Source organism: Buchnera aphidicola (Periphyllus acericola) (assembly GCF_964019855.1).
Lineage (GTDB): Bacteria > Pseudomonadota > Gammaproteobacteria > Enterobacterales > Enterobacteriaceae > Buchnera_J > Buchnera_J aphidicola_BC.
In genome coordinates, this window is record NZ_OZ026466.1 from 266,069 (window position 1) to 291,231 (window position 25,163).

Here is a 25,163-nt window from a genome sequence, read left to right on the forward strand (position 1 = left end):
TTATTTTTAAAAAATTTTTTATAGGGTCAGAGAATTATAATGTTTTCTAAAATTATATTTAATCCAAAAGAATATATAAGTCATCATTTAAAAAATTTTCAATTAGATTTAAAAACATTTAAATTTTTAAACGTTCAAGATACGAGTAATAATTTTTTTATTTTAAATTGTGATTCTATTTTTTTTTCATTATTTTTAGGTTTTTTTTTCTTATTTTTTTTTTATATAATTTCAAAAAATTTAACTCTAGGTGTTCCAGGAAAATTGCAGTCCATTGTTGAGATTTCTGTTAATTTTATTAATAAAAATGTAAAAGAATTATATCCTCATACTAAAAATAATTTTATTGCACCTTTATCTTTAACTATTTTTGTTTGGATATTTTTAATGAATTTAATGGATTTAATACCAGTAGATTTTTTTCCTTATTTTTTTAATTATTTTTTTCATATTTCTCATATCAAAGTTGTACCATCTACAGATTTAAATACTGTTTTTGCTTTATCTTTTGGTGTATTTTTTTTAATTTTATTTTATAATATTTCAAGTAAAGGGATTTTTGGATTTTTAAAAAGTTTGTTCTGTCAACCTTTTAATAATGTTTTTTTATACTTTTTTAATTTTTTTATAGAATTTGTATCTCTTGTTTCTAAACCAATTTCATTAGGTTTACGTCTTTTTGGAAATATGTATTCTGGAGAAATAATTTTTTTATTAATCTCTGCTTTTCTTCCTTGGTGGATTCAATGGATTTTAAATGTTCCATGGGCTATCTTTCATATTTTAATAATTTTTTTACAAGCTTTAATTTTTATGGTTTTGACAATTGTTTATATTTCTACTGCTATAGAAAAACATTAAATAATTTATAATTTTATTGAAATTTAGAGGTTTTAAATGGGAAATGTTGATATAAGTTTTATTTATCTTTCAGCGGCTATTATGATTGGTTTAGGTGCTATTGGAGCTGCTATTGGTATTGGTGTTTTAGGAGGAAAATTTTTAGAAGGAGCAGCAAGACAACCAGATTCTATTCCAGTTTTAAGATCTCAATTTTTTATTGTAATGGGTTTAGTTGATGCAATTCCTATGATAACTGTTGGTTTAGGTTTATATATGATTTTTGGAATTTCTTAATTTATTAAGAATATTTTTAAAATTTATGTTTTTTAAAAAAATTTTATATATATTTTATTAATAGTTTTAATTTTATAGATTTATATTTATATTAGGAAAAGTAATAATTTATGAACATTAATGCAACAATTTTTGGACAATTTTTATCTTTTATTTTATTTGTATATTTTTGTATGAAATTTATTTGGCCTCCTGTAATGAAAGTTATAAAAAAAAGACAAAAAAAAGTTTATAAATCCATACTTTCAGTTCAAAAAGCTAAAAAAAAACTGCTTTTAGTTAATAAAAAAATTTCTAAAAAAATTATTTATTTAAAAAATAAATCTATAGAAATACTTAAAAAAGAAAATTATAAAAAAAATTTAATAATAAAAGAATCAATTAAACAAGCTTTATTTGAAAAAAATAAAATTATTAACCGTACTACTGCAGAACTATTAATAAAATATCAAAAAGAAAAAAAAAAATTAAAAAAATTTTCAGTATTTTTAGCTATTCAAATTTCTGAAAAAATTCTTTGTGAAAAATTATCAAAAAATTATATAAATAAAATAATTAATGAATTTAATTTAAATTTTAAAGGTTTTTAAGTTATGATTTGTAAAAAAAATTTAGTTCATTCTTATGCTAAATCTATTTTTTATGTTGCTTTAAAAAAAAAAAATTTTAATCGTTGGAACAAATTTTTAAAGATATTGGGATATTTATCAATTCAAAAAAAATTAAAAATTTTATGTTTTGGATACTTAAATCCAGATAAAGTATATGAAATTTTAATTTTTTTTTTAAATGAATTTAATATGAATAATTATGAAAAAAATTTTTTAAAAATAATATGTAAAAATAATAGATTTTTTTTGTTATTTAAAATTTTTAAAGAATATAAAAAAATTTATAAAAAATATCAAAACATCACTGATGTTATTTTAAAAATTTCTCATAATATTAATTCAACACAAAAAAATAATATTATTAATTCTTTAGAAAAAATTTTCAAATATAAAAAAATTAATTTAAAAATTATTAAAAAAAAAAAATTAATTGGAGGATTTTTGATTTCTATTAATGGAAGAATTATTGATTATTCTATTAAAAATTATTTAAAATCTTTAAAATATTTTATACAAACATAAGAGAAATAAACATGCAGATAGATTCTGTAGAGATTAGTGAAATCTTAAAAAAAAAAATTTTAGATTTTAATTTTAAAAAAAATATTTATAGTGAAGGTAAAATTGTTTCTGTTATAGATGGCATTATAAAAATTAATGGTTTATATGATGCTATGTATGGAGAACTTTTGAAGTTATCAAAAGATATATATGCAATTGTTTTAAATTTAGAAAAAAATTTTGTAGGCGCTGTTGTTATAGGAAGTTTTGAAAATATTTATGAAGGAATGAAAATTAAGTGTACAGGACAAATTTTAGAAATTCCAGTTGGTAATAATTTTTTAGGAAGAGTTGTAAATCCTCTTGGTATTCCTATTGATGGAAAAGGAGATATTATAAATAATGGATATTCAAAAATAGAAAATCCAGCACCTAATGTAATAGATAGAAAATTAATTAATGAGCCAATTCAAACTGGTTATTTATCAATTGATTCAATGATACCTATTGGAAAAGGACAAAGAGAATTAATAATTGGAGATAGACAAACTGGAAAAACTTCTTTAGCTATTGATACGATTATTAATCAAAAAAATTTTGGTGTAAAATCTATTTACGTTTCTATTGGTCAAAAAATGTCTACTGTTTTAAATGTTGTTAATGTATTAGATGATAACAATGCTTTAAATAATACAGTTATTGTTGTAGCTTCTGCATCTGATTCAGCTTCTTTACAATATTTAGCTCCATATTCTGGATGTTCTATGGGAGAATTTTTTAGAGATAAAGGAGAAGATGTTTTAATTGTTTATGATGATCTTTCTAAACATGCAATATCTTATAGACAGATTTCTCTGTTATTAAGAAGACCTCCTGGTAGAGAAGCGTATCCTGGAGATATTTTTTATTTACATTCAAGATTGTTAGAAAGATCTTCTAAAGTTAATAAAAATTATATTTTAAAAAAAACTAAAAATTTAGTAGTCAATAAAACAGGTTCTTTAACTGCTTTACCAATTATAGAAACACAATTAGGAGATGTCTCTTCTTTTATTCCTACGAATATTATTTCAATTACAGATGGACAATTATTTTTGGAATCAAATTTATTTTGTTCAGGGATTAGACCTGCTGTAAATTTTGGAATTTCTGTATCTCGAGTAGGAAGTTCAGCTCAAACACATATTATAAAAAAATTATCATCTGGAATTCGATCTATTATTGCTCAATATAAAGAGTTAGAAGGATTTTCTCAATTTTCTTCAGATTTAGATTTAGAAACTCAAAATCAATTAAATTTTGGTCGTAAAATAATTGAATTATTAAAACAAGAACAATATACACCTTTATCAATTTCTGATCAATCCATCTTATTATTTTCTATTAAAAGTAAATTTTTGAATAAAATTAAATTAAAAAATATTATATTTTTTAAAAAAAATATTATTAATTATTTTAAAAAAAATTTTATTTTTTTGTATAAAAAGATTAATAAATGTAAAAAATATACTTATGATATAAAAATTGCATTTAAAAAATTACTTAATTCTTTTCAAAAAGAAAATTTATAATGTAATTAAATTTTTTTTTAAAAATAAGGTTTTATTTAATGATTAACAAAAAAAGTATAAAAAATAAAATTGTTAGTTTTTCAAGTATTAAGAAAATTACTAAAGCTATGGAAATGATTTCTATTATTAAAATGAAAAAATTAGAATTAAAAAAAAAAAAAATTTTTCCATACTTAGATGTTTTAAAAAAAATTACAAAAAATTTAATTTTTTTATCACAAATTCAAAAACAAAAAAATATTTTTTTATTTAAAAAAAAAAAAATAACAAAAGTTATTATTATTGTAGTTTTAACTAGTAAAGGTTTATGTGGAAGTTTAAATAATAATTTATTTAAATTTATTCTTCCTTATTTAAAAAATTTTTTATCTAAAAATATTTCTTATGAATTAATAATTTTTGGAAAAAAAGAAAATAATTTTTTAAGTCAATTTAAAAAAAAAATTAAAATTTATAATTGTAATTTTTTTAAAAAATCTTTTTCGAAAAATATTTTTAAAATTTCTAATATTTTATTTAAAGATTATAAATTAAATTTTTTTGATAAAGTTTTTATAGTTTTTAATAAGTTTTTTAATAAAATTACTTATAAACCAGTTTTTAAACAGTTACTTCCTATTGCTATAAATATAAAAAAAAATTTTTATAAAAATAATTGGGATTATATTTATGAATCAAATTCAATGTTATTATTAGAAAAAGTTTTTAAGAAGTATTTTAAAATTATGATTTATAATAGTTTTTTAGAAAATTTAGTTAGTGAGTATTCTTCACGAACAATTTCTATGAAAAATGCTTCTGAAAATAGTTCTAATTTAATTCAAGAATTGCAAATAATTTATAATAAAGCTCGGCAAGATAGTATTACGCAAGAATTAACTGAAATAATTTCAGGAGCATCTGTTATTTAATGGATTTAGATATATGAGGTTTTAAATATGTTTTTTGGAAAAATTGTTCAAATTATAGGTCCGATTATTGATGTAAAATTTTCTAAAGGAAAGTTACCAAAAATTTATCATATTTTAGAAGTTAAAAAAAAATCTCATTCATTAATTTTAGAGGTTCAGCAACATATTGGATCTAAAATTGTTAGAACTATTGCTATGGGTGTAGTAGATGGAATTAAAAGAGGAGAAAAAGTTTTTGATTTAAAACATTGTATTAAAGTACCTGTTGGAAAATATACTTTAGGACGTATTATGAATGTTTTAGGAGAACCTATTGATAATAAAGGTCCTATTTTTACTAAAGAGAATATTATTAATTCTGAGTATTCTGAAATTTATAGAAGTCCTCCTGCATATGAAGATCAATCTCATACAAATGAAATATTAGAAACTGGAATAAAAGTTATTGATTTAATTTGTCCTTTTTCTAAAGGTGGAAAGGTTGGTTTATTTGGAGGTGCTGGAGTTGGGAAAACAGTAAACATGATGGAATTAATTAGAAATATTGCAATTGAACATAAAGGGTATTCTGTGTTTACAGGAGTTGGCGAACGAGTAAGAGAAGGAAATGATTTTTATAATGAAATGAAGGATTCTAAAGTTTTAGATAAAGTTTCGTTAGTATATGGACAAATGAATGAACCTCCGGGTAATAGATTTAGAGTTGCTTTTACAGGATTAACAATTGCAGAAAAATTTCGTGATGAAGGAAAAGATGTTTTATTATTTATAGATAATATATATAGATATATTTTAGCTGGAACAGAAGTTTCTTCATTACTTGGAAGAATGCCATCTGCAGTTGGATATCAACCTACTCTTTCTGAAGAAATGGGTATTTTACAGGAACGGATTACATCTACTAAATCTGGTTCAATTACTTCTATACAAGCTGTTTATATTCCTGCAGATGATTTAACTGATCCTTCTCCTGTAGCAACTTTTTCTCATTTAAATTCTATAATTACTTTAAGTAGAAAAATTTCTTCTTTAGGGATATATCCTGCTGTAGATCCATTAAATTCATCTAGTATTAATTTAAATCCAGAAGTAGTAGGTTCAGAACATTATAATGTTTCTAGAAGAGTTCAATTAATCTTACAAAAATATGAGGATTTAAAAGATATTATTTCAATTTTAGGGATGGATGAATTATCTGAGAAAGATAAATTATTAGTAGAAAGAGCTAGAAAAATTGAAAAATTTTTATCTCAACCATTTTTTGTAGCAGAAATGTTTACAGGTATTTCTGGAAAATATGTGAATTTAAATGATACTATTTTAGGATTTAAAGAAATATTAAATGGAAAATATGATCATATACCAGAAAGGTTTTTTTATATGATTGGATCTGTAAACGAAGCAGTTAATAATTTTAAAATTTATAATAAAAGTTAATTTAAGATATTTTAGGATGTAATAAATTATGTGTTTTTTTCTTAATATTGTAAGTTTAAAAAAAAAAATTTTTTCTAAAAAAGTTAAAAGCGTTAAATTTCCAGGAATTTATGGAGATTTAAGTATTTTTTTAAATCATGCTCCATTATTGACTTTTATTAAGTCTGGATCAATTGATATAAAATTACGGAATGGAAATTTAGAATATATTTATATATCTAAAGGAATTTTGGAAGTTCAACCAAAAATTACAAATGTATTAGCAAATTATGCTATTAATTCAAAAAATTTAAATAATACTGATTTAATTAATAAAAAAAATAAGATTAAATTATGTTATAAAACAAATAAAGATTTTGATTATAATTATCAAATAAAAAAAAAATACAATAATATTTTAAAAAAAATTTTTTTTCTAAAAAATATAAGAAAAAAAAAAAAAAAAAAATAATTTAATTATTTAATAGTGTTTAATTATATATTTAGCGGCTTTTATTTTATTTTGTTTATTATTATTATTTTTTTTAAAAAAAAATATTTATTATTAACTTATTTTTATTTCAATTTGTTATTTTTTTATTTTTTCTTTTTTTTTTGCCGCTAATTTTTTTTAAAAATCTATATTTTCTGCTAGTAATGCGTTTTTTTGAATAAATTTTTTTCTTGGTTCAACAGAATCTCCCATTAAAATACTAAATAATTTATTTGCTTTTTCAGCATCTTTTATTTTTACTTGAATCATTCTTCTTGTTTCTGGATTCATAGTTGTATTCCATAATTGAGATGGATTCATTTCTCCTAATCCTTTATAACGTTGTATAAAGATTTTTTGATGAGATTTTTTCATTATCCAATATAAAGTTTTTTTTAAAGATTTAAATCGAATTTTTTTTTTATGATTTTTTTTAATTATTTGAGTTTTATTTTTTTTAAAAAATATAATTTTTTTTTGAATTTTTTTTATTTTATTATAAATTTTATTTTTAAAAAATTTATATGTAAGACAGTATTTTTTTACATGTCCATAAATTTTTATATATATATATAAATCAAAATATTTTATTTCCTTATTTTTTTTAATTTTATATGAATATATTGAATGATTTTTTGATTTTGAATTAAGTTTATTAATTAAAAAAAATAACCAATTTTTTATTTTTTTTTTATTTTTTAAATTTTTTAATATATAATGTTTAACTAGTTCATTTAATATTTTTTTAAATTGAAGTGAATATTTTTTTTTAATCAAGTTTTTTATTTTTACATAATCATATATTATTTTTTTAAATTTTTTATAATATTTAGATAAAAATTTAATTTTTTTACTTACAATTTTAATATTTCTTAAGGCTATTTTAATTTGATATTTTTTCATTGAAAGATAATTTTTTATATATTTTTCTTTTTTACCTTGTTGAATTTTATATAAAGGTGGTTGTGCAATATATACGTGTCCTTTTTCAATAATTTCTGGCATGTATCGATAAAAAAAAGTTAATAGTAATGTTCTGATATGAGAACCATCTGTATCTGCATCTGTCATAATTATAATACTATGATATCGTAGTTTTTTTAAATCATAATTTTCTTTTCCTATACCACATCCAAGAGCTGTAATTATTGATGTTATTTCTTGAGAGGAAAGCATTTTTTCAAATGTTGATTTTTCTACATTTAATATTTTTCCTTTTAGTGGTAGTATAGCTTGATTTTTTCTATTTCTTCCTTGTTTTGCAGATCCTCCAGCAGAATCTCCTTCTACTAAATATATTTCAGAGAAGATTGGATTTTTTTCTTGACAATCAGATAGTTTTCCAGGTAATCCTGATAATTCTAGAGCACTTTTTTTTTTTGTAATTTCTCTTGCTCTTTTAGCAGATTCTCTTGCTGTAGCTGATTCAATAATTTTATTAATAATTATTTTTGTATCATTTGGATTTTCTAATAAAAAATCTAATAAATGTTCATGTATTAAAGATTCAATAACCGGTTTTACTTCTGAGGAAACTAATTTTTCTTTTGTTTGAGAAGAAAATTTTGGATCGTTTATTTTTATTGAAATAATTGCAATTAAACCTTCTCGAACATCATCTCCTATTATATTTATTTTATTTTTTTTTTTAATTTTTTCTTTATCAATGTAGTTATTTATTGTTCTTGTAAGAGCTGATTTAAATCCAGATAAGTGACTACCTCCTTCTTTTTGAGGAATATTATTTGTATAACAAAGAATTTTTTCTTTAAAGGAATTATTCCATTGCATAGATAATTCTACTGATACAGATTTTTTTTTTGAAATAAAATATAAATTTTTAGGATTTAAAAATTTTTTATTTTTATTAATATATTGAATAAATTCTTTTATTCCACCTTTGTGATAATATTTTTTTTTTTTTTTTTTTATATTATTAATTAGTATAATAGAAATATTTGGATTTAAAAAAGATAGTTCTTTTAATCTATGAGAAATAATTTTATGTTCAAATTTTATTATATTATTGAAAATTTTAGAATTTGGCCAAAATCTTATTTTTGTACCAGTATTTTTACTTTTTCCTATAATTAATAATTCACTTTTTTTGTTACCGTTAGAATAATATTGTTGATATATTTTTTTATTTCTAAAAATTATTAATTTTAATTTTTTAGATAATGCATTTACAACAGATATTCCAACACCATGCAATCCTCCAGAAATTTTATAAGAATAATCATCAAATTTTCCTCCAGCATGAAGCATTGTCATAATAACTTCTGATGCAGGTATTCCTTCTTCAGGATGAATATCGACAGGTATTCCTCTTCCATTATCTTCTACTGAAATTGAATTATCTTCATGTATTGATACAATAATTTTATTACAGTATCCAGCAAGAGCTTCATCAATTGAATTATCAACTACTTCAAAAACCATATGATGTAAACCAGTTCCATCATCTGTATCTCCTATATACATTCCTGGACGTCTTTTTACTGCTTCTAATCCTTTTAATATTTTTATATTTGATGAATTATAATTATTTTGCATTTTTTCTCTTTTTATATATTTTTTAAAAATTTTTAATAAACATATATTTAAACATATAAATTTTATGTTTCAAAATTTTTTGTTAAAGATATAATGGTAAAATTATATATTTTAGTTCTTTTTTTTCTGGGACTTCAATTTGTAAATATTTAATTTTTTTATCTAATACAAAATAAATGAAATCATGTTTTAAAATTTTTAAGATGTCTAATAAATAGTTTATATTAACTGATATTTTTATTTTTTTTTTATAATTGTATTCTGTTTTAAATTTATATTTTGCTTGTTCTTCTTGATTATGTGAAATTATTGTACATTTTTTATTTTCAAATATAAGAAAAATACCTTTAATTTGTTCATGAACTAAAATAGATACGTGAAATAAAGATTTTTTTAATAAATTTGTATTAATTTTTATTTTATATTTTTTTTTTTTTATTAATATATGTTTTAAATCTGGAAAATTACTATTTATAAGTTTTGATGTAAATATAATATTTTTTAAATGAAATTGAATATTATTTTTGTTATATAAAATTTTTATTTTCTTTTTTTTATTTATAAGTATTTTATTTAATTCTATAACTGTTTTTCTAGGTAATATTATCGAAAATTTATTTAAATATTTTTTTTTATTTTTTTTTTTAAAAATAGCCATTCTATGTCCATTAGTTGCAATGGATTTTATATATTTTTTTTTAAATTCTATAAAAACTCCATTTAGGTAAGATCTAATATCTTGAGTAGACATTGAAAAATAAGTATATTCTAACATATTTTTTAAAATTTTTTGATTTATATAAATTTTCTTTTTATATTCAATTTTTTTAAAGTATGGAAATTTTTTTTCAGAAATAGTTAATAAAGAAAATTTACTATTTTTTGAAGTTATATAAAGTTTTTTATTAATTAATTTGATATATATTAAAGATTTTTTTGAAATTATTCTAAAAATTTCAAGCATTTTTCTTCCAGATACAGTTATCTTTCCTGGTTTACAGTTATAATTATTTGAAATTTTATAAATTATTTCGATTTCTGTATTTGTACTAATTAATAAAATATACAATTTTGTTATTTTAATTAAAATATTTCCTAGGATTTCATTAGGATTATTTTTTATTAGTAAAGAACTAATTTTTTGCAATGGTTGAATAATATTTTTTTGCTCAACTATACATTTCATTTTTTTATTAAGAAATTTTTTTAAGTAAGTTATAATAATCTTTTTTAATTTTTGAATTATTATTACATAAGGTTTTTATTTTTTTACATGAATATATTACAGTAGTGTGACTTTTTTTATTGAAATATGCTCCTATTTCTTTTAAACTTTTTGTTGTTAATTTTCTTGAAATTTTTATAGCTATTTGTCGCGGAAGAATTATTGAAAGAGATTTTTTTTTTGATAATAATTCTGATAATTTGATATTATAATAATTTGATACTACTTTTTGTATTTTATTTATAGTAATTTTTTTTTTTTTTGCAAAAAATAAATCTTTTAGAGCGTTTTTTACAAAATTTAAAGTAATATTTTTTTTTTTTTTTAGAAAAGCATATGCTTTTATTTTATTTATAGCACCTTCTAATTCTCTAATATTTGAATTTAATTTTTTAGCTATAAAATAAATTATTTTATCTTTTAAAAATATATTTTTTTTTAATGATTTTTTTACTAAAATAGAAATTCTTGTTTGAATTTTTGGTGGTTTGATACAAATACTTAATCCGCAATCTAATCTAGATTTTAATCGATTTTTTATGCCTTTTATTGAAATTGGATAACAATTAGAAGTTAATACTATTTGTTTCTTTTTTTTTATTAAATCATTAAATGTATGAAAAAATTCTTCTTGTGATCTTTTTTTATTTGAAAAAAATTGAATGTCATCCATTAATAAAATATTTGTAGACCTATAGTATTTCTTAAATTTATCAATAGAATTATTTTTTAAAGATTTTACCATATTTCGTACAAAATTTTCTGAACTAATATAAATTATTTTAGTATTTTTTTTATTTTTAATAATAAAATTTTTAATAGCATAAAGCAAATGTGTTTTTCCTAATCCCGTCTTACCATATAAAAATAATGGATTATAAAATTTTCCTGGATGTTTAGCTATTAAATATGCTGATTTATATGCTAATTTATTAGATTTTCCAGTAATAAAATTTTTAAAATTATATATTTTTTTATAAATATTACTACATTTTTTTTTTTTATAAATTTTTTTATATAAGTATATATTTTTTTTTTTTTTTTTTTTTTGAATTTCTAATTTAATTTTTAGAGATTTATTTCCATGGTAATAATTTAATAATTTTTTAATTTTTTTAAAGTATTTTTCTTTTATCCAATGTAAAGTAAATTTATTTGATGTATAAAGAATAATTTTTGAATTTTTAATTTTTAATTTTAATGGATTTATCCACATGCTAAATTCATTTATTGATAATTTTTTTTTAAAATAATTTAAACATTTTTTCCATACTAACAAAAACATTTCTCAGACTCCAATATTTATAAAAATATTTTATATTTTTTTTCAATAAGTATTTAAAATATGTTAACTTATTCTATGTGGATTAAAATATAAATGCTGTTAGTTTTAATATTTATTATTAAATAAAATAATCTTTTATTTTTATATATTTTAAAATATATATATTAAAAAAATAAGTTTTTAAAAAGATTTTATTGATTTTATATTCAATTTATTTAGGTTTTATAATTATGAAAAGAACTTTTCAACCATCTATTTTAAAAAGAAATAGAATACATGGATTTCGAGCACGAATGTCAACAAAAAATGGTCGTCTTATTTTATCTCGTAGACGTTCTAAAAAAAAATATTTTTTAACAATTTCATCTAAATAATTATATTTATTGTGATTAAATATTCTTTAAATAAAAATTTTCGTTTATTAACTTCTAGGCAGTATAAATTTGTATTGAAAAATTCGTATAAAGTACAATTTAATGAAATAATTATCTTAGGACGAGTTAATAATTTTAATTATCCTAGATTAGGAATTTCTATTTCTAAACAAAATGTAAGAAATTCTGTTGAAAGAAATTATATTAAAAGATTAGTAAGAGAATTTTTTAGAGTTCATAAAAATAACTTACTTTTAATGGATTATGTAGTTATTGTTAAAAAAAAAATATTTAGATATAAAAATCGTATTTTCTTAAATAAATTAAAATATTTATGGTCTAGATATTTTTTTAATTTAAAAAATTAAATTATTATTGAAATTTAATAAATTCTTAAATATTGAAAATTAGATTAAAATTTTTCATTTTTTTTAATCTAATTTTTTACAAATTTAAAAATTTTTATGAAATTTAAATTTTTTAGTTTACTAAATAAAAATGAATAAAAGAGAATAAAAATGTATTTTAAACGTAATTTTTTTATTTTTATTTTTTTGTTATTTTCTTTTTTTTTATGGAATTTTTTTAAGAAAGAGAATTATTTACAAAAAAAAAATTTTTCTTCAAAAGAAAATGTTAATAGTTTTCAAAATGTTTTACATGAAAACAATAATCAAGAAGTTTTAATTAAAACAGATGTTTTTTCAATTATTATTAATAAACATAATGGAAATATAAAAATTGTTGATTTATTAAAGTATAAAGAAACAAAAGATTCTATAAAAAATTTTCAATTGTTAAAAAAAAATTCAAATTTTTTATATCAAGTTAAAAGTGGTTTTAATCAAATAAATTCATATAACAAAAAAATTTCGTTAGATTATAATACAAAAAAAAATTTTTTTGAATTACTGCCACATCATAATACATTAGTTGTTCCAATGGTTTGTATAAAAGAAGATGGAACAAAGTATAAAAAAATTTTTATTTTTAAAAGAGGAAGATATGATATTCAATTAAAATTTAGTGTGTATAATTTTAGCAATAAAAAATTAAATTTTAATGTTTTTGGAGAAATTATTCAGACAATAAACTCTGATAATTCTAATATTTCAAATCGTTCTCATAATTTAAATTCTTATAGAGGTCCTGCTTTTTCTTCAGATGATCAAAAATATAAAAAACATGATTTTGATAAAATTATTTCAAATGATAATTTGTATAAAAAAATCCATTCTGGATGGATTGCAATGTTACAAAAATATTTTGTTACAGCTTGGGTACCTTCAAAAAATTTAGGATTGAACACAATATATACTAAAAATATTAATTCTAAAATTGCAGTAATTGGATATTATACATCTTCGTTTTTAGTTCCAAAATATGGAAAAAAAAATATAAATTCATCACTTTGGATTGGTCCGGAGATTCAGAAAGATATGAAAGAACTGTCTCCAAATTTAGATTTGACAGTGGATTACGGATTTTTATGGTTTTTATCTCAACCTTTATTTAAATTATTAAATTTTTTACATAATATAATAGGAAATTGGGGATTTTCAATAATACTAATTACTATCATAGTACGTTTTTTTACATATCCTTTAAATCGCGCTCAATATCTTGCCATGGAAAAGTTAAAATCTTTACAGCCTAAATTAAATTATTTAAAAAATAAATATAATAATAATAAAAAAAAAATGAGTGAAAAAATTATTTTATTATATAAAAAAGAAAAAATTAATCCATTTTCAGGATTATTACCTTTAATTTTTCAAATGCCTATTTTTCTTTCTCTTTATTATATGTTAACAAATTCTGTTGAATTAAGACATTCACCATTTATTTTTTGGATACAGGATTTGTCGAGTTATGATAAATTTTATGTTCTTCCTATAATTATGGGAATTACAATGTTTTTTACTCAAAAATTCTCTTCTAATAAAAAAATTAATAAAAATCAATTAAATGTTAGTTCTATAGTATCATTGCAAGAAAAAATAGTATTTATAATTCCAATATTTTTTACTTTGTTTTTTTTATGGTTTCCTTCAGGATTAGTTCTATACTATATAGTTAATAACATGGTTAGTATTTTTCAACATAAGTTAGTTTTAAAAAATTTTAATAAAAATAAAAAAAAATAATTTTAATATAAATAATAAAAAATTAAAAAATTTATATTTTTTATTTTTTTGTTTTTATTTTTTTTGAATTTTTTATATTATTAAAAATATAATAAGAAAATATAATGATAAAAAAATGTCTGATACGATTATAGCTCAAGCGACTCCTCAAGGAATTGGTGGAGTTTATATTGTTAGAATATCTGGAAAAAAAACTTCTATAGTTTTAAAAAATGTTTTAAAAAAGTTTATAAAACCAAGATACGCTGTTTATTCTAAATTTTTCAATTTTAATGGAGATATTATTGATCAAGGAATTGCGATTTGGTTTCCTTCTCCTAATTCTTTTACAGGAGAAGATGTTTTAGAATTACAAGGACATGGAAATAATTTTATTGTAAATTTATTAATTAAAAATATTTTAAAAATAAAAGGTTTAAGACTAGCTGAGCCTGGAGAGTTTTCTAAAAGATCTTTTTTGAATAAAAAAATTGATTTAATTCAATCAGAATCTATTTCAGATTTAATTCATTCAACTTCTGAGGCTGCAGTAAAAGCTTCATTAAATTCATTAAATGGAGATTTTTCATTTTATATTAATAAAATTATAAATAAAGTAAAAAATTTAAGATCTATTATTGAAGTAGAATTAAATTTTGTAGATGAAAATATAGATTTAGATGTAGAATGTAATATATTAAATATTATAAAAAAATTAATTATTTCTTTAAAGAAAACAATATTTATTTCTAAAAATAGTGAAGTTTTAAAAAATGGAATAAAAATAGTTATCGCTGGATTTCCAAATTCTGGTAAGTCTAGTTTATTCAATTTTTTATCATGTAAAAGGTCTTCTATTGTAACAAATATAAAAGGTACAACTAGAGATTTAATACATAGTAAAATAATTTTATATCAACAATTAATAGAATTAACTGATACTGCTGGTCTTAGAAAAACTAAAGATAAAATTGAAAATATAGGTATAAATTTAGCAAAAAATGAAATTAATTATTCAAATATATTATTATTTTTAATTGATTTAAGTAAAAATAAAGAAAATCAACTTAAAAAATTTGATAATTATTTGAAAAATATTTCTTCTAATATTTATATTTTGTTAGTTTTTAATAAAATTGATAAAACATTTAAATCTTATCCGGAAATTTTTTATTATAAAAATGTAAAATCTATTTCTATTTCTATAAAAAAAAAAATAGGATTGGAAAATTTATATTCTTCTTTAAAAAAATATATTGATAAAATAATAAAAATTCCACAGGAAAATATTTTTTTAATTAGACAAAGACATATTAAAGAAATAAAACTATCTTTAAATGAATTATATTTTGCAAAGTCTGAATGGAAAATAAATAAAAATTATGAAATTTTAGCTGATTCTTTAAAAAATGTTCAAAATTTTTTAAATAAAATTACTGGTAAAGTTAGTTCAGAAGAAATTTTAAATGAAATATTTTCAAATTTTTGTATTGGAAAATGAATATTTTTTAATAAAAATTAAAATTTTTTATTTTTTATTTTTTTATATAATAATATTTTTTTGAAATAAAAAAATTTAAAAAATAATTGCCCGAAGGCGGAATTGAACCACCGACACGGGGATTTTCAGTCCCCTGCTCTACCGACTGAGCTATTCGGGCTTTTATACAATATAGTAAACCATTAATAGTCATTGTTTGTCAATATTTTTTTTAAATTATATTTTAAAAAATATATATATAAAATATATTTTTTTTTTTTTTATTTTTTTCTTTTCTTTTTTTTTTTTTTTTTTTTTTCAAAACTTGAAACTAATAAGAATCGTCCATATACTATAAATAGAAGCAAATAATATATTCTAAACTTATTTTTTTTTAATAAAATTTTTTAGAAGAATTGATATTACAGGAGAATATTTAATAATGAAAATACGTCCATTACATGATCGTATTATTGTTAAGCGTCAAAAAATTGAATCTAAGTCTGCAGGAGGAATTGTTTTAACAGGATCTGCTGCAAATAAATCTACAAGAGGGAAAGTTTTAGCTGTTGGAAATGGTAAAATTTTAGATAATGGAAAAATCAAAAAATTAGATGTCAAAGTTAATGATATTATAATATTTAATGAAGGATATGGCGCTAAAACAGAAAAAATAAATAATGAAGAAGTTTTAATTTTAACTGAAAGTGATGTTTTAGCAGTTGTTGAATAAATAATATTTTATTAATTATATTTAAAAAAAAATTATTAAAGGAAACTATAATATGGCAGCAAAAGATGTAAAGTTTAGTAATGAAGCACGAACAAAAATGCTTCGTGGTGTTAATATATTAGCAGACGCTGTAAAAGTTACTTTAGGACCTAAAGGAAGAAATGTTGTTTTAGACAAATCTTTTGGTGCTCCAAGTATAACTAAAGATGGTGTTTCTGTAGCTAGAGAAATTGAATTAGAAGATAAATTTGAAAATATGGGCGCACAAATGGTTAAAGAAGTCGCGTCTAAAGCAAATGATGTAGCTGGAGATGGTACAACAACTGCAACTTTATTAGCTCAATCTATTGTTAATGAAGGTTTAAAAGCAGTAGCAGCTGGAATGAATCCAATGGATTTAAAAAGAGGTATTGATAAAGCTGTGATTCAAGCTGTAAAAGAATTAAAAAAATTATCTGTTCCATGTTCAAATTCTAAAGCAATAACTCAAGTTGGAACAATTTCTGCTAATGCAGATGAAACAGTTGGATCATTAATTTCTGAAGCTATGGAAAAAGTGGGTAATGATGGAGTAATTACTGTTGAAGAAGGAACTGGTTTAGAAGATGAATTAGATGTTGTTAAAGGTATGCAATTTGATAGAGGTTATTTGTCTCCATATTTTATTAATAAACCGGAGACTGGTATTGTAGAATTAGATGATCCTTATATATTAATGGCGGATAAAAAAATATCTAATATTAGGGAGTTGTTACCTATCTTAGAAGCTATTGCAAAATCTGGAAAACCATTATTAATTATTTCAGAGGATTTAGAAGGAGAAGCATTAGCTACATTAGTTGTAAATTCTATGAGAGGAATTGTAAAAATTGCTGCAGTAAAAGCTCCTGGTTTTGGAGATCGTCGAAAATCTATGTTACAGGATATATCTATTTTAACAGGTGGAACAGTTATTTCTGAAGAATTAGCAATGGATTTAGAAAAGTCTACATTAGAAGATTTAGGACAAGCAAAACGAGTAGTTATTACTAAAGATTCTACAACAATTATTGGTGGTTTAGGAAAAAAATCTGAAATAAAAAATAGAATTTTAAATATTCGTCAACAAGTAAATGAATCTACATCAGATTATGATAAAGAAAAATTAAATGAAAGATTAGCAAAATTATCTGGTGGTGTAGCGGTATTAAAAGTTGGAGCTGCAACTGAAGTTGAAATGAAAGAGAAAAAAGCACGTGTAGAAGATGCATTACATGCAACTCGTGCAGCAGTGGAAGAAGGTGTTGTTGCTGGTGGAGGAGTCGCATTAGTTCGTGTAGCTTCTAAGATTTCTCATATTACTGGACAAAATGAAGATCAAAATGTAGGTATTAGAGTTGCTTTAAGATCTATGGAAGCTCCTTTACGTCAAATTGTTGCTAATTCTGGTGAAGAACCATCTGTTGTTACAAATAATGTAAAAGCTGGAAAAGGCAATTATGGATATAATGCAGCTACTGATGAATATGGAGATATGATAAGTTTTGGAATATTAGATCCAACTAAAGTGACGAGATCTGCTCTTCAATATGCAGCTTCTGTAGCAGGATTAATGATTACGACAGAATGTATGGTTACTGATTCTCCTAAAGAAGATAAGTCATCTGATATGCCTTCTCCATCATCTAATGGAATGGGTGGAATGGGTGGAATGATGTAATTTTTTTTAAAAAAAATAAAAAAAATATAAATTTTTTATATTTATTATTTATTATATTAAAATATTTTAATTTATTTTCCCTGTAATTTTAAATTACGGGAAAATAAAATATTATTTTAAATAATTATAAATTCTTTAAAAATATATTTATAATAAAAATTATGATAAGAGAATATTCGATACATTCTTTAAAGCCAGGTTTAAAAGTTATAATTTTTAAAAAACCTTGTGTAATTCAAAGTAGTAAATTTGTAAAACCTGGAAAAGGACAAGCTTTTTCTAGAGTTAAATTTAAGAATATTTTATCTGGAAAAATTGTTGAAACGACTTTTAAATCTACTGATTTTTTTAAAATAGCTAATGTAAAAGATGTAAAGGTAATATATTTATATAATAATAGTGCTTTTTGGTATTTTTTAGATAATAAAAATTTTGAAGAATTTATCGTTACTAAAAAAATTATTGGTATAAAACGTTTTTGGATTATTCCTCAATGTAAATGTTCTTTAACTATTTGGAAAAATGAAGTTATTTCAATTTCTTTAAAAAATTTTGTTTATTTAAAAATTGAAAAAACAATTTCTATTGTAAAAAAAAATTCTATAAATAAAAATATGAAATCTGCATTATTAAATACTGGAATATCAATTAAAGTTCCGTATTTTATTAATGTTAATGATATAATTAAAATAGATACGCGTACTGGTAAATATGTTTCAAGAAATTAATTTTTTTTAAAATAAAATTTTATATTTTTTTATCTATTACTTTAGAGCGATAACTTTCCCAATTAAAATTTAACCATATGCTATTTCCTAATTTTAAACGATCGATAATTCTTTCTCCTAATAATTTATTTAATTTATTAAAATTTAAATTTGATAATATTCCTGTTGATTTTTTAGAAGAAGAACGTCGATCTATTATTTGATGTATAATAATTTTTTCATATTCTGATTTTGTTTGAATACCGATTTCATCTATAATTAATAAATCTACTCGAGTTAATTTTTTTATAAAATATTCTTCAGTAAGTTCATTGTTTTTATTAAAAGTTTTTTTTATTTTAGACATTAGATCTGAGATAGTTATAATTAAAAATGTTTTTTCTTGTAAAATTAAAGAATTTCCTATAGCTGCTGCTAAATGATTTTTTCCAGTTCCAGGATTTCCTGAAAATATAAAATTTGAAAATCTTTTACTAAAGTTTGTAACATATTGTTTGGAAAAATTTAAAACTTTTTTTTGTCCTAGATTAAATATTTTGTAATTATAAAATGAACATTTCATATATAATTTTTTAATTCCAGAATTTTTTAACATATATTGCATTTTATTTGCTTTATTTTTTCTTAATATAGATTGTGAAGAAATTATTCCTTGTTTTTGATTCCAATATAATAAATCTCTTTCATTATTAAATTTTGGTTTTATATGTTCTGGTATCATAGATTTTATTTTTTTAATTAATTTTATATAACTATTCATCAATCTATCCTTGTAAGTTGCATTTTATATTTAAATTTTTAAGTTATGTAATATATATTTATTTTAAAATATTTATTTTTTCTTATAAATTCCATATTTAAAATTTTTATTTTTTTTTTCTTTTATTAATATCCAATTTTTTGGAATTTTTATTTTTATTTTATTAATTTGTTGTTCAATATATATAATCGTGTTTTTTTTTGCCCATTTTTTTTTTTCTATTAGGAAAATTGATTTTTCTAATATTTTGTATTTTTTATATGGAGGGTCTAAAAAAATTATATCATATGATATTTTTTTTTTTTTTAACCATTTTATTGAATCTGTAGATATTACTTGCATGGTAAATATTTTTAATTTTTTTAGATTTTTTAGAATATTTTTTGTATTTTTTTTATTAATTTCAAGAGCAGTGACGAACTTCGCTTTTCTTGATATAGCTTCTATTCCTAAAATTCCACTACCTGAAAAACAATCTAAACAGATTGAATTTTTTATATATTTTTGTAACCAATTAAATAATGTTTCTCTAACTAAATTTTTTGTTGGTCTTAAAATTTTTGAATGTTTAATATAAATTTTATTTTTTTTAAATTTTCCACCAATTACTCTTAATATATTTTTTTTATTTTTCATTATTTTTTTTTTAAGAAATTTTTTATAGTATTATATTATTAGAAATATTTATATTACATAAAAAATTTATAGTAAAGGAGATTATATGTCAAAAAATAAAAAAAATATTTTTTATTCTTTTATTGATAAGATAAATTTTTTTAAAAAAAAAAAAAATAACAATATTGATTTTACTATTAAAGATAAAATAGATAATAAATTAAAAAAAAAAAAAATATATTTATCTAAAAATATTATTGTTAAAAAAAATAAAAAAAAAACAAAAAAAAATAATTATTTTATTTATTTAAAAAATAAATTTTTAAAAACAAAAAAAAAATTTGAATCGGTATTTAGAAGTTTTTTTATAGTAAAAAAAATAGATAAAAATTTTTTAATGAATTTAGAAGAAAAATTAATTTCTTGTGATATTAGTTTTAAAACTTCTCAGAAAATTATAAAAAATTCTATTAATAATATTAATCACAATCAATTGAAGAACCCAAAAATTATTTATCAATCCATTATTAATGAAATGAAAAATATTTTAAAAAAGTCTTCGAAAAAAGAAATAATTTTTAAAAATTTAACTATTATATTATTAGTTGGAATTAATGGTTCTGGAAAAACTACTACTATTGTTAAAATATCTAAATTATATCAAAAAAAAAATAAAACTGTATTAGTTTCAGCTGCTGATACTTTTCGCGCTGCAGCTGTTTCACAAATAAAAAATTTATGTGAAAAAAATAAAATAAATATATTTTTTAAAGATTCAAAATCTGATCCAGCATCTGTTGTATATGATTCTATTAAACAAGCAATTTCAAAAAATTTTGATGTTTTAATTATTGATACAGCTGGAAGATTACATACAAATATTAATTTAATGAATGAATTAAAAAAAATAGTTAGAGTAATTAAAAAAAATAATAAAACAGGTACTTTAGAGATATTTTTAACAATAGATTCATGTAATGGACAAAATTCACTTGTTCAAGCAGATTTATTTAATAAATTTCTTGGTGTTACAGGAATAATTTTAACAAAGTTTGATGGAACTTCAAAAGGAGGTATTATTTTTTCAATATCTGATCAATTTGAAATTCCAATACAATATATTACTACAGGAGAATCTATTAATGATATTGTTTCTTTTAATAGTAAACAATTTGTAAAAACTATTTTTAAGAACGAATTATAAAAAAAATATGTTATAGTAATTTATTATGTATATTTTTAATTTTTTTTTATATAAAAAATTAATTTGTTAAATGATGATTAGTTAAATATAGGAATAGAAATGATTGATAAAAGAAATATTTCATCAGTAAAATCATTAAGTATTTTTAATAATTATATTAATTTTTCTAATCATTTACCAGTTTTAACTGCTAATGATGAAAAGAAATTAGCAAAAAAATTTTTTTATCAAGGTGATTTAAAATCTGCAAAGATTTTGATATTATCTCATTTAAATTTTGTTATTCGAATTGCAAAAAAATATTCTGGTTATGGATTACCTCAAGCTGATTTGATACAAGAAGGAAATATTGGATTAATGAAATCTGTAAAAAAATTTAATCCAAATTTAGGAGTGAGATTAGTTTCTTTTTCTGTTTATTGGATTAAGTCTGAAATTCATGAGTATGTTTTAAAGAATTGGAGAATAGTAAAAATAGCAACTACTAAAGCTCAACGAAAATTATTTTTTAATTTACGTAAAAGTAAAAAGAAATTAAGTTGGTTTAATCGACAAGAAATTAAAAAAATTGCAAAAAATCTTAATGTAAAAGATAAAGATGTTGAAGAAATGGAATTACGTATGTGTGCTAAAGATGTTTTTTTGAATAATAGTTCTGAAGAAAATAATAATACTAATGAATTTTTAAATAATTTATATTCAATTCCATATTTTAGAGAACAACTTTCAGATTTTACTCATAGTATTGAAAATGAAAATTGGAAAAAATATGTTAAAAATAAATTAAATTGTGCTCTTTTAGATCTTGATTTAAGAAGTAGAAATATTATTTGTTCTCGTTGGTTATCGGGTGAAAAAAAAAATACTTTAAAAGATATTGCAAAAAATCATGGAATTACTGCAGAAAGAGTTCGTCAATTAGAAAAAAATGCAATGAAAAAATTACGTTTATTTATAGAAAATATATAATTTTTATAAAATAATATTTTTTTTTAAATAAAATTTTTTTTTAAAATTTATTATTTTTATAATATATATGAAAAAAATTTTAAATATAAAAGTTTTTTAAATAGAGATTATTTTTATGAATATATCAAATCATATATTAGGTTTTCCTAGAATTGGAGTGAATAGGGAATTAAAAAAAGCACAAGAAAATTATTGGAATAAAAAAATTTCTCAAAAAGAATTATTAAAAGTTGGAAAAAAAATAAGAATTTATAATTTAAAAAAACAAAAAAAAATGGGTTTAGATTTTTTATCTGTTGGAGATTTTTCTTGGTATGATCATGTTTTAACAACAAGTATAATGTTAGGAAATATTCCTAAAAGATTTATAAATGAAAATCAAAAAAAAATAGATATTGATACAATGTTTTATATTGCAAGAGGAGTTTCTCATAATAATAAAGAAACTTTTCCATCTGAAATGACAAAATGGTTTAATACTAATTATCATTATATAGTTCCTGAATTTAATAAATTTAGTTCTTTTAATTTTAATTGTAGTCAATTATTAATTGAAATAGATGAAGCTTTATTAATTGGAAAAAAAGTAAAACCTGTTATTCTTGGACCAATGTCTTATCTTTGGTTAGGAAAAGTAGATTCTAAAAATTTTAATTGTTTAAATTTGTTACCGAAACTTTTAAATGTATATAGAGAAATTTTTAAATTTTTTAAAAAAAAAAATATTAAATGGGTACAAATTGATGAACCTATTTTATCTTTAGAATTATCAGATTTTTGGAAGGAAAAATTTATATATAGTTATAAATATTTAAAGGGTTATACAAAAAAATTATTAACTACTTATTTTGGAAATATTTCTCATAATTTAGATGTTGTTAATTCTATTCCAATTGATGGAGTACATATAGATATTATATATGGAAATTATGATTTATTAACTTTTAATGAAATTTTATCTGATAAGATTTTATTATCTTTAGGGATAATTAATGGGAAAAATATTTGGAAATCTGATTTATTAAAATATTATAATATAATTAAAAATTTTAAAAAAATTAGAAAAAATATTTGGATTGGAACATCTTGTTCATTGCTTCATATTCCAATTGATATTAATAAAGAGAAAAAAATGACAGATAAATTAAAATCATATTTTTCTTTTGCTGTACAAAAATGTTATGAAGTATTTTTGTTAACGAATGCTTTAAATACAGGAAATATAGATTTAATAAAATCTTGGATTTTTCCTTTATATTCTAAAAAAAATAAGTTAAATTTTAATAATAAAAATTTAAAAAAACGATTGTCTTTAATTACAGAAAAAGACTATAAAAGATGTAATGAATATAGAGTTCGTATAAAGAAACAACAAAAGAAATTAAATTTACCAATTTTTCCTGTAACTACTATTGGATCTTTTCCTCAAACTCGTGATCTTAGAAATTTACGATTAAAATTTAAAGAAAATAGAATTAATAAAACGGAATATGAAAATAATATTTTTAATATAATTAAATATAATATAAAAAAACAAGAAGAATTAGAAATAGATGTTTTAGTTCATGGAGAACCTGAAAGAAATGATATGGTTGAATATTTTGGAGAACATTTAGATGGATTTTTATTCACTGAGAATGGATGGGTTCAAAGTTATGGTTCAAGATGTGTTAAACCTCCAATTATTATTGGTGATATTTTTCGTTCTAAAAAAATTACTATTAAATGGATAAAATATGCGCAATCTTTAACTAAAAAACCTGTAAAAGGTATGTTGACTGGTCCTATAACAATTTTTTTATGGTCTTTTCCAAGAGAAGATTTATCTTATAAAATTATTATTAAACAAATTGCTTTAGCTTTAAAAGATGAAATAAATGATTTAGAAAAAAATAATATAAATATTATTCAAATTGATGAACCTGCTTTAAGAGAAGGTTTACCATTAAATATAAAGAAAAGAAAAAAATATTTAAAAACTGCTATTAATGCTTTTAAATTAAGTGTATCTAGTGTAAAAGATACAACTCAAATTCATACTCATATGTGTTATTGTGAATTTAATGATATCATTGAATCTATTACTAATTTAGATGCAGATGTAATAACTATTGAAGCGACTCGTTCTAGAATGGATTTATTAAAGTGTTTTAAAAATTTTAATTATCCTAATAGTATTGGTCCTGGATTTTATGATATTCATTCTCCTAATATTCCAACAGAAGAAGATATATTAAAATTAATATATAAATCAACTAAATTTATTGAAGTTAACAAATTATGGGTTAATCCAGATTGCGGTTTAAAAACACGTACTTGGAAAGAGTCAGAAAAATCTTTAAAAAATTTAGTTAGTGCTGCTAAAAAAATGCGTCTTATAAAATATAGTTAATATATTTTATTAAAAAAATTTTTATTTACAATTTTTTATGAAAGTTATAATATTTTTAAAAAAAAATACTAAAAAATTAAAATGTTTATTAAAATTATTTTATTAAAATTTTTAATTAATTAATAAACTAATTAATTATTTTTTTTATTTTTTTTATTTTTTTTGTTTTTATTTTTTTTATAAAATTCTTATATTTTTAATAATATTTATATTAAATTAAAATAATTTTTTTTATCTTAATAATTTTAATTATTTTTTATCTTATTTTAATATAATAAAAATAATATAAGATATTATTTTTTAATATTTTTTTTAAATTTAAAATTTAAATAATTTATTTAGAACATATTTTTTCTTTTAATAAGTAGGGTTTATTC

At 19.6% G+C, this 25,163-nt stretch carries 23 protein-coding genes and 1 tRNA gene; 18 read left to right on the plus strand and 6 right to left on the minus strand.

Annotated elements, in window-relative coordinates; all coding sequences use genetic code 11:
- Window positions 1-39 precede the first annotated feature (39 nt).
- The 8 genes from atpB (at window position 40) to atpC (ending at window position 6,619) form a co-directional block, all read left to right on the plus strand.
- Entirely contained in the window at window positions 40-861 is an 822-nt protein-coding gene (gene atpB, locus AACK90_RS01355) for a F0F1 ATP synthase subunit A (protein WP_339042949.1), read from the plus strand.
- 36 nt (window positions 862-897) lie between these two features.
- A complete protein-coding gene (gene atpE, locus AACK90_RS01360; RefSeq protein ID WP_339042951.1) occupies window positions 898-1,137 on the plus strand; it encodes a F0F1 ATP synthase subunit C in 240 nt (79 codons plus the stop codon).
- Between the two features lie 110 nt (window positions 1,138-1,247).
- On the plus strand, window positions 1,248-1,727 hold the full coding sequence (atpF, locus tag AACK90_RS01365) for a F0F1 ATP synthase subunit B (RefSeq protein WP_339042953.1): 480 nt from the start codon (window positions 1,248-1,250) through the stop codon (window positions 1,725-1,727).
- Between the two features lie 3 nt (window positions 1,728-1,730).
- On the plus strand, window positions 1,731-2,270 hold the full coding sequence (gene atpH, locus AACK90_RS01370) for an ATP synthase F1 subunit delta (RefSeq protein WP_339042955.1): 540 nt from the start codon (window positions 1,731-1,733) through the stop codon (window positions 2,268-2,270).
- Window positions 2,271-2,281: 11 nt separating this feature from the next.
- On the plus strand, window positions 2,282-3,820 hold the full coding sequence (atpA, locus tag AACK90_RS01375) for a F0F1 ATP synthase subunit alpha (RefSeq protein ID WP_339042957.1): 1,539 nt from the start codon (window positions 2,282-2,284) through the stop codon (window positions 3,818-3,820).
- A 38-nt stretch (window positions 3,821-3,858) separates the two neighbouring features.
- Complete coding sequence (gene atpG, locus AACK90_RS01380) at window positions 3,859-4,731, plus strand: ATP synthase F1 subunit gamma (RefSeq protein ID WP_339042959.1); 873 nt, start codon at window positions 3,859-3,861, stop codon at window positions 4,729-4,731.
- 27 nt (window positions 4,732-4,758) lie between these two features.
- On the plus strand, window positions 4,759-6,168 hold the full coding sequence (gene atpD / locus AACK90_RS01385; protein WP_339042961.1) for a F0F1 ATP synthase subunit beta: 1,410 nt from the start codon (window positions 4,759-4,761) through the stop codon (window positions 6,166-6,168).
- Between the two features lie 28 nt (window positions 6,169-6,196).
- Entirely contained in the window at window positions 6,197-6,619 is a 423-nt protein-coding gene (gene atpC / locus AACK90_RS01390; RefSeq protein WP_339042963.1) for an ATP synthase F1 subunit epsilon, read from the plus strand.
- Between the two features lie 159 nt (window positions 6,620-6,778).
- Here the strand turns inward: atpC and gyrB are convergent, their stop codons facing one another.
- The 3 genes from gyrB to dnaA form a co-directional block, all read right to left on the minus strand.
- Window positions 6,779-9,196 (minus strand): DNA topoisomerase (ATP-hydrolyzing) subunit B, encoded by a 2,418-nt coding sequence (gene gyrB, locus AACK90_RS01395; protein WP_339042965.1) that lies wholly within the window; start codon window positions 9,194-9,196, stop codon window positions 6,779-6,781.
- Between the two features lie 82 nt (window positions 9,197-9,278).
- Window positions 9,279-10,382, minus strand: a complete 1,104-nt coding sequence (gene dnaN / locus AACK90_RS01400) for a DNA polymerase III subunit beta (RefSeq protein ID WP_339042967.1) — start codon at window positions 10,380-10,382, stop codon at window positions 9,279-9,281.
- Between the two features lie 7 nt (window positions 10,383-10,389).
- Window positions 10,390-11,706: a chromosomal replication initiator protein DnaA gene (dnaA, locus tag AACK90_RS01405; RefSeq protein ID WP_339042969.1), complete on the minus strand. Its 1,317-nt coding sequence runs from the start codon at window positions 11,704-11,706 to the stop codon at window positions 10,390-10,392.
- Window positions 11,707-11,936: 230 nt separating this feature from the next.
- On the opposite strand from dnaA, the gene rpmH reads away from it, so the two are divergent.
- From rpmH to mnmE, 4 genes are all read left to right on the plus strand, one after another.
- A complete protein-coding gene (rpmH, locus tag AACK90_RS01410; RefSeq protein WP_339042971.1) occupies window positions 11,937-12,080 on the plus strand; it encodes a 50S ribosomal protein L34 in 144 nt (47 codons plus the stop codon).
- An 11-nt stretch (window positions 12,081-12,091) separates the two neighbouring features.
- Window positions 12,092-12,448, plus strand: a complete 357-nt coding sequence (gene rnpA / locus AACK90_RS01415; RefSeq protein ID WP_339042973.1) for a ribonuclease P protein component — start codon at window positions 12,092-12,094, stop codon at window positions 12,446-12,448.
- A 150-nt stretch (window positions 12,449-12,598) separates the two neighbouring features.
- Window positions 12,599-14,227 (plus strand): membrane protein insertase YidC, encoded by a 1,629-nt coding sequence (gene yidC / locus AACK90_RS01420; protein ID WP_339042975.1) that lies wholly within the window; start codon window positions 12,599-12,601, stop codon window positions 14,225-14,227.
- 115 nt (window positions 14,228-14,342) lie between these two features.
- Entirely contained in the window at window positions 14,343-15,707 is a 1,365-nt protein-coding gene (gene mnmE, locus AACK90_RS01425) for a tRNA uridine-5-carboxymethylaminomethyl(34) synthesis GTPase MnmE (RefSeq protein WP_339042977.1), read from the plus strand.
- 87 nt (window positions 15,708-15,794) lie between these two features.
- Here the strand turns inward: mnmE and AACK90_RS01430 are convergent.
- Window positions 15,795-15,867: transfer RNA gene (locus tag AACK90_RS01430), tRNA-Phe, on the minus strand.
- 261 nt (window positions 15,868-16,128) lie between these two features.
- Here AACK90_RS01430 and AACK90_RS01435 point away from each other — a divergent pair.
- The 3 genes from AACK90_RS01435 (at window position 16,129) to efp (ending at window position 18,846) form a co-directional block, all read left to right on the plus strand.
- The gene (locus AACK90_RS01435; protein ID WP_339042979.1) at window positions 16,129-16,419 is read left to right on the plus strand and encodes a co-chaperone GroES; all 291 of its coding nucleotides are present in this window, start codon (window positions 16,129-16,131) and stop codon (window positions 16,417-16,419) included.
- A gap of 52 nt (window positions 16,420-16,471) precedes the next feature.
- Window positions 16,472-18,118 (plus strand): chaperonin GroEL, encoded by a 1,647-nt coding sequence (groL, locus tag AACK90_RS01440; protein ID WP_339042981.1) that lies wholly within the window; start codon window positions 16,472-16,474, stop codon window positions 18,116-18,118.
- A gap of 161 nt (window positions 18,119-18,279) precedes the next feature.
- Window positions 18,280-18,846, plus strand: a complete 567-nt coding sequence (gene efp, locus AACK90_RS01445; RefSeq protein WP_339042983.1) for an elongation factor P — start codon at window positions 18,280-18,282, stop codon at window positions 18,844-18,846.
- A 19-nt stretch (window positions 18,847-18,865) separates the two neighbouring features.
- Here efp and AACK90_RS01450 read toward each other — a convergent pair whose 3' ends face one another.
- Entirely contained in the window at window positions 18,866-19,606 is a 741-nt protein-coding gene (locus AACK90_RS01450) for an ATP-binding protein (RefSeq protein ID WP_339042985.1), read from the minus strand.
- Window positions 19,607-19,678: 72 nt separating this feature from the next.
- Window positions 19,679-20,242 (minus strand): 16S rRNA (guanine(966)-N(2))-methyltransferase RsmD, encoded by a 564-nt coding sequence (gene rsmD, locus AACK90_RS01455; RefSeq protein WP_339042987.1) that lies wholly within the window; start codon window positions 20,240-20,242, stop codon window positions 19,679-19,681.
- A gap of 85 nt (window positions 20,243-20,327) precedes the next feature.
- Here rsmD and ftsY point away from each other — a divergent pair, with 85 nt between their 5' ends.
- The 3 genes from ftsY (at window position 20,328) to metE (ending at window position 24,786) form a co-directional block, all read left to right on the plus strand.
- Entirely contained in the window at window positions 20,328-21,425 is a 1,098-nt protein-coding gene (gene ftsY / locus AACK90_RS01460) for a signal recognition particle-docking protein FtsY (RefSeq protein ID WP_339042989.1), read from the plus strand.
- A gap of 99 nt (window positions 21,426-21,524) precedes the next feature.
- A complete protein-coding gene (gene rpoH / locus AACK90_RS01465; protein WP_339042991.1) occupies window positions 21,525-22,394 on the plus strand; it encodes an RNA polymerase sigma factor RpoH in 870 nt (289 codons plus the stop codon).
- A 115-nt stretch (window positions 22,395-22,509) separates the two neighbouring features.
- Window positions 22,510-24,786, plus strand: coding sequence for a 5-methyltetrahydropteroyltriglutamate--homocysteine S-methyltransferase (gene metE / locus AACK90_RS01470; protein ID WP_339042993.1), 2,277 nt, complete (start codon window positions 22,510-22,512; stop codon window positions 24,784-24,786).
- Window positions 24,787-25,163 lie beyond the last annotated feature (377 nt).

Excerpts from the sequence above, each read along its gene's own strand:
- ftsY (WP_339042989.1), top strand. The coding sequence starts at position 20,328 with ATGTCAAAAAATAAAAAAAATATTTTTTATTCTTTTATTGATAAGATA.
- atpD (WP_339042961.1), top strand. The coding sequence starts at position 4,759 with ATGTTTTTTGGAAAAATTGTTCAAATTATAGGTCCGATTATTGATGTA.
- atpC (WP_339042963.1), top strand. The coding sequence starts at position 6,197 with ATGTGTTTTTTTCTTAATATTGTAAGTTTAAAAAAAAAAATTTTTTCT.
- AACK90_RS01450 (WP_339042985.1), bottom strand. The coding sequence starts at position 19,606 with ATGAATAGTTATATAAAATTAATTAAAAAAATAAAATCTATGATACCA.
- metE (WP_339042993.1), top strand. The coding sequence starts at position 22,510 with ATGAATATATCAAATCATATATTAGGTTTTCCTAGAATTGGAGTGAAT.
- atpG (WP_339042959.1), top strand. The coding sequence starts at position 3,859 with ATGATTAACAAAAAAAGTATAAAAAATAAAATTGTTAGTTTTTCAAGT.
- dnaA (WP_339042969.1), bottom strand. The coding sequence starts at position 11,706 with ATGTTTTTGTTAGTATGGAAAAAATGTTTAAATTATTTTAAAAAAAAA.
- atpA (WP_339042957.1), top strand. The coding sequence starts at position 2,282 with ATGCAGATAGATTCTGTAGAGATTAGTGAAATCTTAAAAAAAAAAATT.
- gyrB (WP_339042965.1), bottom strand. The coding sequence starts at position 9,196 with ATGCAAAATAATTATAATTCATCAAATATAAAAATATTAAAAGGATTA.
- rpoH (WP_339042991.1), top strand. The coding sequence starts at position 21,525 with ATGATTGATAAAAGAAATATTTCATCAGTAAAATCATTAAGTATTTTT.
- rsmD (WP_339042987.1), bottom strand. The coding sequence starts at position 20,242 with ATGAAAAATAAAAAAAATATATTAAGAGTAATTGGTGGAAAATTTAAA.
- atpE (WP_339042951.1), top strand. The coding sequence starts at position 898 with ATGGGAAATGTTGATATAAGTTTTATTTATCTTTCAGCGGCTATTATG.
- yidC (WP_339042975.1), top strand. The coding sequence starts at position 12,599 with ATGTATTTTAAACGTAATTTTTTTATTTTTATTTTTTTGTTATTTTCT.
- AACK90_RS01435 (WP_339042979.1), top strand. The coding sequence starts at position 16,129 with ATGAAAATACGTCCATTACATGATCGTATTATTGTTAAGCGTCAAAAA.
- atpH (WP_339042955.1), top strand. The coding sequence starts at position 1,731 with ATGATTTGTAAAAAAAATTTAGTTCATTCTTATGCTAAATCTATTTTT.
- atpF (WP_339042953.1), top strand. The coding sequence starts at position 1,248 with ATGAACATTAATGCAACAATTTTTGGACAATTTTTATCTTTTATTTTA.
- groL (WP_339042981.1), top strand. The coding sequence starts at position 16,472 with ATGGCAGCAAAAGATGTAAAGTTTAGTAATGAAGCACGAACAAAAATG.
- atpB (WP_339042949.1), top strand. The coding sequence starts at position 40 with ATGTTTTCTAAAATTATATTTAATCCAAAAGAATATATAAGTCATCAT.
- rpmH (WP_339042971.1), top strand. The coding sequence starts at position 11,937 with ATGAAAAGAACTTTTCAACCATCTATTTTAAAAAGAAATAGAATACAT.
- efp (WP_339042983.1), top strand. The coding sequence starts at position 18,280 with ATGATAAGAGAATATTCGATACATTCTTTAAAGCCAGGTTTAAAAGTT.
- dnaN (WP_339042967.1), bottom strand. The coding sequence starts at position 10,382 with ATGAAATGTATAGTTGAGCAAAAAAATATTATTCAACCATTGCAAAAA.
- mnmE (WP_339042977.1), top strand. The coding sequence starts at position 14,343 with ATGTCTGATACGATTATAGCTCAAGCGACTCCTCAAGGAATTGGTGGA.